This is a genomic window from Paeniroseomonas aquatica (assembly GCF_030409335.1).
In the GTDB taxonomy this organism is placed as follows: domain Bacteria; phylum Pseudomonadota; class Alphaproteobacteria; order Acetobacterales; family Acetobacteraceae; genus Belnapia; species Belnapia aquatica.
Map to the genome: position 1 here is coordinate 1 of NZ_JAUFPN010000293.1, position 8,140 is coordinate 8,140.

The following is an 8,140-nucleotide window of genomic DNA, read 5'->3' on the forward strand; positions in this document are numbered from 1 at the left end:
GAGGGCGGAGCCAAATGGCCGAGCTACTCGACCACGACCAAACCCTCGAACCGACGATAGCCTACGATCCGCCGCACCACCGCGCCGTTCTTCTGCTCCACCCAGGCCTAGTCGTTCTTGCGATACGGTCGGCAGCGCGTGAACACCACACCCGCCGCCTGGCAGTAGTCCCGTATAGTCTCGTTCATGAAAACGCTGTCGTTGTCCGTGTCGAACCCTAGCAGTGCAAATGGCAGCAACTTGCGTACTTTTGTCAGCACCTCGGTCAGCAGCCGCTGTTCGCGCACCAGCAGCGGGGCGCACTCCGTCCAACCCGAGGCAATGTTAGTCAGCACCAGCGTCTGCACGAAGCTGCCCTGCGCCGTCGGACCGCTGTGTGCCACCAGGTCCGCCTCGACGAACCCGGGCGGTGGATCGCCCCAATCCGCGAAGGTCCGTACCGGCAGACTACGCCGGACCGCCGTCGACGGCGTCGTGCGGCGGCGTGTCCGGCCACCCACCTGATCCCGAACCTGACGCAGCGCCCGGTCCATTGTCGCCGCGCTCATGGCCAGCAGGCCGGTGCGGACCTCGGACGAAAGCTCGAGGTGACCGTGCCGCTCCATTGCTTCCATCAGCACCAACGGCCGCAGCCGCTTGCCGCATACCTGGTCGGAGGCTTCCCACTGCATGACCAGTGCCTCACGCACCGCCTCGTCATAGACCCGCCGCCCCGGTCGTGGACCGCTCGGCTGCCCCGACAGCCCAGCTCGCAACAGCCGCGTCGCGTGCTTACGGTGGAAGCCGGTCACCGCCGCGAACTCATCCAGGATCAAGCCCCGCTCCCGGTGGCCAGCACCCGCATAGCGCGCCGCCGTCACCACCACCAGTTCGTCACGCGTCGCCATGCTCACCCGCCTCATCCCCGCCCCCGCTGCGCCTTGCTGCAGGGGAACATTTTAGCTGAGGCAACAGCCCCCACTCCGGGAGCATTTCAGGCGAGGCAATACGGACGCCGGCGCCGTTGTCGGCGCCGAGCGTCAAGCAGCAACTGGCCGCCATTCGCATGCTCTTTGACTGGCTCGTCGTCGGCCAGGTGGCTTTGTTGCACATATCGCCTGAGGGGATTCATCTGGTGATCCAGCGTGGTAGCTGGACGGCATGAGCAGACCGACACCACTGATCTACAAGACCAGGAACTGGGCCGCCTACAACGAAGGGCTCAAGCGACGCGGCTTGCTGACGATCTGGTTCGACCGGGAGATGACCTGGGAAGCCGCGCCGACCGGTAAACGGGGCCGACAACCTGTCTACAGCGATGCTGCCGTCCAGACTTGCCTGACCATGAAGGTGCTGTTCTGGCATGGCGCTGCGCCAGACGACCGGCTTCGTAGAGAGCCTCCTGCGGCTGATCGGCCTCGATTGGAATGTGCCAAACTTCAGCACCCTGAGCCGGCGGCAGAAGACCCTGAAGGTCAACATTCCCTATCGCGGTTCGCAGGGTCCGCTGCACCTGCTGATCAACAGAACCGGCATCAAGGGCGAGAACGAAGGGGAGTGGATCGCGCGCAAACACGGCGGCGCCAAACGCCGGGTCTTGCGAAAGATACTTATCGGGATTGACGAGCAAACGCTGGAAATCCGCGCGGCGCAGTTTACCACCAGCGATGTGGGGGACGCACCGGTGTTGCCTGAGCTTCTCGATCAGATCCTGCCGGACCAGGAGATCGCAAGTGTCACCGCTGACGGCGCCTTCGACACCCGCAAGTGCCACGACGCCATCGCCGCCCGCGGCGCAGCCGCGATCATACCGCCCCGAAAGAATGGCAAACCCTGGAAGACCGATGGCGCCGGGGCGATTGCACGGAATGAAGCCCTCCGTGCATCGCGGCGCTTCGGTCGGACCATCTGGCGACGATGGAGCGGCTATCACCGCCGAAGCCGCGCTGAGACCAAAATGCACTGCGTCAAACTTTTGGGCCAACGTCTGACTGCGAGGGACTTCGACCGTCAGGTCGCCGAGTTTCAAGTTCGTGTGGCCGTCCTGAACGGCTTCACCGCGCTCGGAATACCCGTCACTGAAGCCGTAGGATAAAGCTGTCCGGAAGAAGGGGAACCCTGACCGCCATCTCATCTGTGCAACAGAGCCCTTCGTACTGAATGAAGCGAGGACACCTGCCGCTTTGCGGCCGAACGTATCGCAACCGCCCCTGGGCGACGACTGCAGGACATGCGCCAGGCGGAAGCTGCCGCCACACGAGAAGCCGAGGCGCAGCGGCAAAACCCGGACCGGCGCACGCATGCGGATGTCGCGCCCCCAACAAGGCCAAAGCACGGAGCAGTCGGCTCTCAGCCGAGCAGCGTGACCAGTTCGGAATAGGGCGGCAGGAGCGGATCGGCGGTGTAGAGCCGCATCGGCTCGAGCATCGCCTGCGCCACCAGCAGCCGGTCGAAGGGATCGCGGTGATGCAGCGGCAGGTCGGCGACACGCGCCGCGGCCTCGGCCCGGACCGGCAACTCGGTGAAGCCGGTGCCGCGGGCCGCCTGAGCGATCTGGTCCGGGCGCACCGGGAAATCGGCGCGGCCAAGCCGCGCCTTGATGGCGATCTCCCAGATGCTGGCGGCGCTAAACAGCACCTCGTTCGCCGGATCCTCGAGCAGGGCCCGGGTTCCGCCATCCAACCGGGCCGGCTTGTCGAGCGCCCAAAGTAGGATGTGGGTGTCGAGCAGCAGGCGCATCAGCGCCCCTCGAAGCCGGCGAGGTCGTCGTCCGATAGGGGTGCGTCGAAATCGGCGGGCACCTGCAGCTGGCCGGCCAGGATGCCGAGGGCACGCTGCGGCGGGCGCGGCGGTGGCGACGCCAACGGCATCAGCCGGGCCACCGGCTTGCCGGCGCGGGCGATGATGATCTCCTGCCCTGCCGCAGCCTCGTCGACCAAGCGGGAGAGCTGGGTCTTGGCGGCGTGAATGTTGACCGTCTGCATGCCATCTCCAGACTGGACTAAGCTGGGTTCATAATGGCACCAGGCGCTTGTCTTGGGAAGCAGGTGCCGTGGTCATAGGCTGGGCTGCCCCAGGGATAGCCAGCACCATGGTGGTGGCAAGGCAACGCAGGATCACCACACCCGCGCGGCGATGCTCTGCTCCTCCTCGCCGACGGCATAGACGTAGATCGCCGTGGTGGCGAGCTGGGCATGACCCAGCAACGTCTGCACCATGCTGCGACGGAACCTGCTCTACACCGGCATCACCTGTGGCAAATGCTTGGTGGTGCTGGTCGGCCAGCCCAGGGCGGTCGCCATCGCGGGACGGCGGCGGCGGCCGAAGCTGCGCGAATGGCTGGCCGTAACCGCGACACCGGTCGGGTATCTTGTCACCTCGGTCGCGTGATGCCCGTCTGTCGTGCTTAAGGTACTTGGTTCCTGTGGGGCTCGAAGTTCTCACCAGAGGCTTGGCCGAACCGCGCCGGTCAGGCCGTGCCGAGATGACTGGCTGTCAGCAGGGATTGCAGATGGATGAAGCGGGCCCGGCGCGCCGCGGCGGTCTCCGGCGCCTCGATGAGCCAATCCTCGCCTGCTTCATGCACGACGAGATCGAGCTCAGCCTCATCGAGGTCCATTTGCCGCGCCAGCCGGGCAAGTTCGCGCCGCAGCACCGCTGGCCCGAACAGGCCCCGGAGTGCGGCCACGAAGCTGGGCAACTCCCGGGTGAACGCCGGCTGCCGCTCTGCCGTCTCGGCAAACAGCATCAGCTTTTCGCCGACGATGTAGTCGAAGACGACGCTCTCGCCGAACTTGCGCCGCAGATCAGGGACGGCCGCAATCTGCTCCCGCCATATCCGGTGAAACTCGATGCCCATGCTGCCCCTCGGGTCCATACCGTGCCGATCCTACGGGACGGTTGAAGATCGTGTCACGGGTGGAGCCGCAGGTATGACCTGCGACGGCCACCTTTCCAAAACGCCGGTTGAGCGGGAAGCCTGACGGCGATGCGGGCGCACAGCCATTGCTGCGCCCATGCCCGGCGGCGCCCCCTATCGGGCGCCACAAGGGACAATGCGTTCGGGCTCGGGGACTCCGCTGGGGGTTCGATCACGGCAAGGTAGACTGACCGCCCCTCGATCCAATGCCACGCCACGTCCCGGTAGCCTACTGCTGCGAGCTCACAGGACAGCAATGCGCGGGATGTACCATGCGCCAGGCCAGGACCATCCACGTCCAGGATCGCCACCTGCCCGCCAAATCGCATTGCCGGATTAGGTTGACGAGCAGGCCGAAGGCCAGCGCTATTCCATGGTACATGTAGACAAACAAGGCCAGGTCGACCGAGCGCTTTGGCAAACGCGGATCATGAGGCTCGACGACGGCAAGCGACACATTGCCCAGCCGTTCGCGCGAGACTCGGTGCCCGAGCCGGATGAGGGGGCTCAGCTTCACGTCCTGCGCAACTACCCGGCCTCCGGGGCCAACGCGGTGAGACAGGCGAGCAATATAATTGCCGGTACCAGCGCCTATATCGGCTACCGTCATACCGGGTAGGATGCCGAGCAGGTCCATGACCTTGGCTGCCTCGCCAGTGCCCTCGCGGCTGTCCTCGTTTGACCGCTGGTCGGATACGATCCCGGCTACCGGGCGTGGCGGCTTCGGGAACCGCTTAGCAGGCAGCCCGGGTGGAGCTGCGGCCGATACCGTGGCCTTCGGCGCTGCGGCAGAGCAGACGAATACGACAAATGTCGTCGCTGCGCCCGCCAGCCCGGCCAGGAGCGGCAGTGCGATGATGCTTCCGCCGTGGCAAGTCATCACCGCGTTCGCCCTTGCGCCCGATCACGTCCAGAGCGGGTTATGGTCGGTGAGAGGCTTGAAAATGGCAAACCTGATCACCGGCCTCACAAAACGTAGAAGCCGATAATTAAAGACAGGGTTATTGACCTATTTTCCCTGAGGAAATGCAATCGGCCATAGTTCCGTAGCCTACTCTCATGGCATCATAGTGCTGCCCCATAGGGGGGGGCACAGTATGGAGAACGAAGAGGGGGGAAGCAAAAGCTCGCCCACATCAATTCGAATTCTAATTCTTGGGGGCTCAAAAGGTGGCTGTGGCCGAAGCACACTCGCCAAAAATTTGCTCGTGCTCGCGGGGCAAGCCGGCGTCCGGGCTATTGGTATTGATTTTGATGCCCAGCAAACGTTCAGTAAATGGTCGAAGCGGCGCGTTATCGCCCGTCAGAAATTGCCCGAGATCGTCCCAACAGAGGTCATTGCTGGGCGATTGGACCAGTGGCCCTTAATCGCGCAGCAGGTCAAAGAATATCAATTGGCAGTCATCGATACTCCACCGGGAGTTGAGCACGACATGGCAGACATGTTGTCTTTGTGTAAAGAAGCGGCACTGATTTTGGTGCCCACTAGTCCAGCGTATGATGACCTCGAAAGCATTTTGCCCTGGGGCGTCAGCCTCAAGAGGGTCGGTAGCCGATCCGCTTTCATTCTAAACAAGGCTAACCGGAGGACCAAAAGCTTTGCTAGCGCTCGCAGCACACTTTTAAGGCATGGTAATCTGGCGCCAATAGAGATTCCCGTACTCGAAGATATTGCTACTCCGTCGTCGTCGGGATTGGCTGTTGTCGATTATGCAAAAGGCAAGGGGGCCGACGTTATGGCTGATCTTTGGCGCTATGCGAGCCGGGAGATTGGACTGTGACGAGACTTCGTAGTCGTCCGAAGCTCGACATTTCCGGCGTCGGAGAGATCTCCGTTGATGATCAGAGAAGTGAGCAGGCTGCCTCTGTGCTTCAAGTGCACGACACAGGACGGCAAATAGTCATGGAGGTCTTTAAAGGAGTCGGTCTCGCCTCTGAAAAGACTGATATCATTTTGACTGCTCGCAGCCGTATCGCTGATCAGTGGGGAAAGGCCAAGCAGGCAGCCCTGCTCATCGGCCAGACACTGCTTGGATTATCGAGAGCATTGACTGACGAGGAGTACCGCCATGTGCTCACTGGCTCTGATCGCTTGTTCGAGTTTTCGGCCGCTTTAGCGACAAAGTTCCGCCGCGCTGCTGAACTCGCCGAGCAACTGCGGATGCCGTTCGAGCAGCTCCCCGGCTACACAACACTGTACGACTTGGCATGTCTCGGGCCAGACGGCATTGCTCTCGCCCGGGACCGTGACCTTATCCGACCGCAACTTCGGCGGCAGGACGTCGTAGCCCTCCGGCAAGAGCTTCGGGCTCACCGGATTTCCGCAACTCCATGTATTGCGGATGAGGTTGAGGCCACTTCCGACCGCATCGATCGTGAGGCGATCCAACGGCAATACGATGCGCTGATCGCAGAGCGGACGAAGTTGTTCGAGCGATTGCAGCAAGTGCAGGCGGATATGTTGGTCATAGAGGGACGCTTGCGTTTGGCGGCAGGTCACCCGGTTATCGATGAAGAGGTGGCTTGAGATCCGATGCAAGCTTCCAAAGATCACTTAAGGCAGCGAGAGGCACCAATCTGGAAGGAAAGCCGAAGTGTGATCTTTGGAAGCGGTGGCATTCAATTTGGCGGCCAAGGAGTGGGATGTGATCTTTGGAAGCGTTCCTTCCAGCCTACCGAGAAGCGATGAGTTTCTCGGCTACTGGAGGACGTGAGGGGAAGAGCACTAGGCCACGTCCTTCGTCGTCCTCTTCCACTCGCGCCTCTGGATAGACAGCCATGGCCAACTTTAGGTTCGGTACGAATTTGGTTTTGAAGTTATTCATCGCTGCGAAACCGGCGCCGAACTGCGTTTTGAGGGCACGCCATGATAGTGGTGTAGGCTTAGAGAGCGAGTGAAGCCGGTATGCGAGCCAGACATAGATGTCGATCGCCATCGAGTTGTTAGAGATGGCGCCAATAGCGGCTTCCTGAATTGGTACAGGATGACGCCGAAGGCCTTCAAAGAATTGTTCAGAAAGCTTTGCAGTTTGTGCGAAAAGCGTACCGCGCGCTTCTTCTTCCTCGGGCTCAAGAAAAATCGCTGAATCCATAATATTTTGATTAGCCAGACCCAGCCTGTTACCCTGCTTTACTTCGAAAGTGAGCCGGCAGCGACTAATGCGCTCAGTTTGGTCACGCACAATGCTCAAGTTCTTGCCGCCGATAGGAATGCCCATTCGGCCGAGCCACTGCCGCAGGCTCTTCCCGAGCACTACATCTCGGCTCCCCGTGCGTAGAGCCTCTGATTGCAGGTAAATTAGAATGAGCCGGGCTCTGCTTCCAAAAGGCACACCGACATGCTCGGGTTCGCCTGCGGCACCTCGCCGCATACCAGGTTCAACGATGAGGCAGTAGGGGCCGCCCTCCACCTGCCAGCCCTTGTGGTTCGGCAGTCTGCGATGAGGTAGAGCGGCTTGGCACCATCCGGAGTACAGGAAGCCGATGCTCCCGTCCTCATCAGCCATATATGCGGCTGCGGCCTCGACGACTTGGCGGTCAAAATCAAGTTGTAGGGCAGCCTGCCGCCCCTTCAACCCCAGGATATCGTGCACTTGTCCCATACCTTGAACATACCGTGTTCTGTCAACTGACGCGCTGTGCACTTTGGGAGCAGAAGCTACTAGAAAAAATAATTGATTCTTTTACTAGTAGTAGGCTTCCAAAGTGCACGGGATAAGACCGTAGGTCATTGATTTTATTATAGCGACACTGACTCCCTAACTTCCAAAGTGCACAGTATCGCTTCCAAAGTGCACGCTTGGATCAGGAGATATCGAGAGTCGGGTTAGGCGTCGACGCGTCGACTCGGACAAGGTCAAAGTCCGCGTAATCGCCACGCATAAAGGGACCGTCTAGAACCGGAATGCTATGTCTACCGCTGTCGATTGTGGGAGCCAGAAACGATACCTAGTCGTTTCATAGCAAAGTGTCCAGTTGCAAAAGCGACAACGGCCCGAACCGTTAACACGAGTTATGCGCACTTACCAAACCGTGCCTAACCCGTCCCCGATGTTTGAAGCATCGTCTTTGTATGTCTAGGTTTGCTGATCCTGTCCTGGGCGGCTTCCAGCTCCTCTGCGAGGCATTGTTGCGCCAGAGCTTAGCCGGGCAGAGGTAACCGAGTGGTACCTTGGGGGAGCGGTGGCGGGTCTGGTGCATGACTGCGGCGAGATCGGCACCGGCCTCGCCGGCGGCGGTGGC

8 protein-coding genes and 3 pseudogenes are annotated in these 8,140 nt (G+C 61.2%); 5 read left to right on the plus strand and 6 right to left on the minus strand.

The genetic code is table 11. The features are described 5' to 3' along the window. Positions 1-38: 38 nt before the first annotated feature. Positions 39-902: pseudogene (locus QWZ14_RS29785) on the minus strand (ISNCY family transposase); the annotation flags it as partial. Positions 903-1,003: 101 nt separating this feature from the next. Between QWZ14_RS29785 and QWZ14_RS29790 the strand changes: the two are divergent. Beyond that, positions 1,004-1,144: a hypothetical protein gene (locus QWZ14_RS29790; protein WP_290320698.1), complete on the plus strand. Its 141-nt coding sequence runs from the start codon at positions 1,004-1,006 to the stop codon at positions 1,142-1,144. Next, a pseudogene (locus QWZ14_RS29795) lies at positions 1,141-2,074 on the plus strand (IS5 family transposase). The gene QWZ14_RS29790 and the pseudogene QWZ14_RS29795 overlap by 4 nt, the downstream one beginning before the upstream one ends. 254 nt (positions 2,075-2,328) lie before the next feature. Here QWZ14_RS29795 and QWZ14_RS29800 read toward each other — a convergent pair. Both QWZ14_RS29800 and QWZ14_RS29805 read right to left on the minus strand, forming a co-directional pair. Continuing rightward, entirely contained in the window at positions 2,329-2,718 is a 390-nt protein-coding gene (locus QWZ14_RS29800) for a type II toxin-antitoxin system VapC family toxin (RefSeq protein ID WP_290320699.1), read from the minus strand. After that, on the minus strand, positions 2,718-2,963 hold the full coding sequence (locus QWZ14_RS29805) for a type II toxin-antitoxin system Phd/YefM family antitoxin (RefSeq protein ID WP_290320700.1): 246 nt from the start codon (positions 2,961-2,963) through the stop codon (positions 2,718-2,720). The genes QWZ14_RS29800 and QWZ14_RS29805 overlap by 1 nt, the downstream gene beginning before the upstream one ends. A 232-nt stretch (positions 2,964-3,195) precedes the next feature. Between QWZ14_RS29805 and QWZ14_RS29810 the strand changes: the two are divergent. After that, positions 3,196-3,369 (plus strand): annotated as a pseudogene (locus QWZ14_RS29810) (hypothetical protein); the annotation flags it as partial. A 79-nt stretch (positions 3,370-3,448) separates the two neighbouring features. Here the strand turns inward: QWZ14_RS29810 and QWZ14_RS29815 are convergent. Further along, positions 3,449-3,838 (minus strand): hypothetical protein, encoded by a 390-nt coding sequence (locus tag QWZ14_RS29815; RefSeq protein ID WP_290320701.1) that lies wholly within the window; start codon positions 3,836-3,838, stop codon positions 3,449-3,451. A gap of 289 nt (positions 3,839-4,127) precedes the next feature. Beyond that, complete coding sequence (locus QWZ14_RS32070; protein ID WP_353959363.1) at positions 4,128-4,778, minus strand: class I SAM-dependent methyltransferase; 651 nt, start codon at positions 4,776-4,778, stop codon at positions 4,128-4,130. Between the two features lie 217 nt (positions 4,779-4,995). Between QWZ14_RS32070 and QWZ14_RS29825 the strand changes: the two genes are divergently transcribed. Continuing rightward, positions 4,996-5,679 carry a ParA family protein gene (locus QWZ14_RS29825; RefSeq protein WP_290320703.1) on the plus strand — a complete coding sequence of 228 codons (684 nt, stop codon included), beginning with the start codon at positions 4,996-4,998 and terminating at the stop codon, positions 5,677-5,679. Then, on the plus strand, positions 5,676-6,425 hold the full coding sequence (locus QWZ14_RS29830; RefSeq protein ID WP_290320704.1) for a hypothetical protein: 750 nt from the start codon (positions 5,676-5,678) through the stop codon (positions 6,423-6,425). The genes QWZ14_RS29825 and QWZ14_RS29830 overlap by 4 nt, the downstream gene beginning before the upstream one ends. A gap of 145 nt (positions 6,426-6,570) precedes the next feature. Here the strand turns inward: QWZ14_RS29830 and QWZ14_RS29835 are convergent, their stop codons facing one another. Beyond that, positions 6,571-7,500, minus strand: a complete 930-nt coding sequence (locus tag QWZ14_RS29835; RefSeq protein WP_290320705.1) for a replication protein RepA — start codon at positions 7,498-7,500, stop codon at positions 6,571-6,573. Positions 7,501-8,140: the final 640 nt, after the last annotated feature.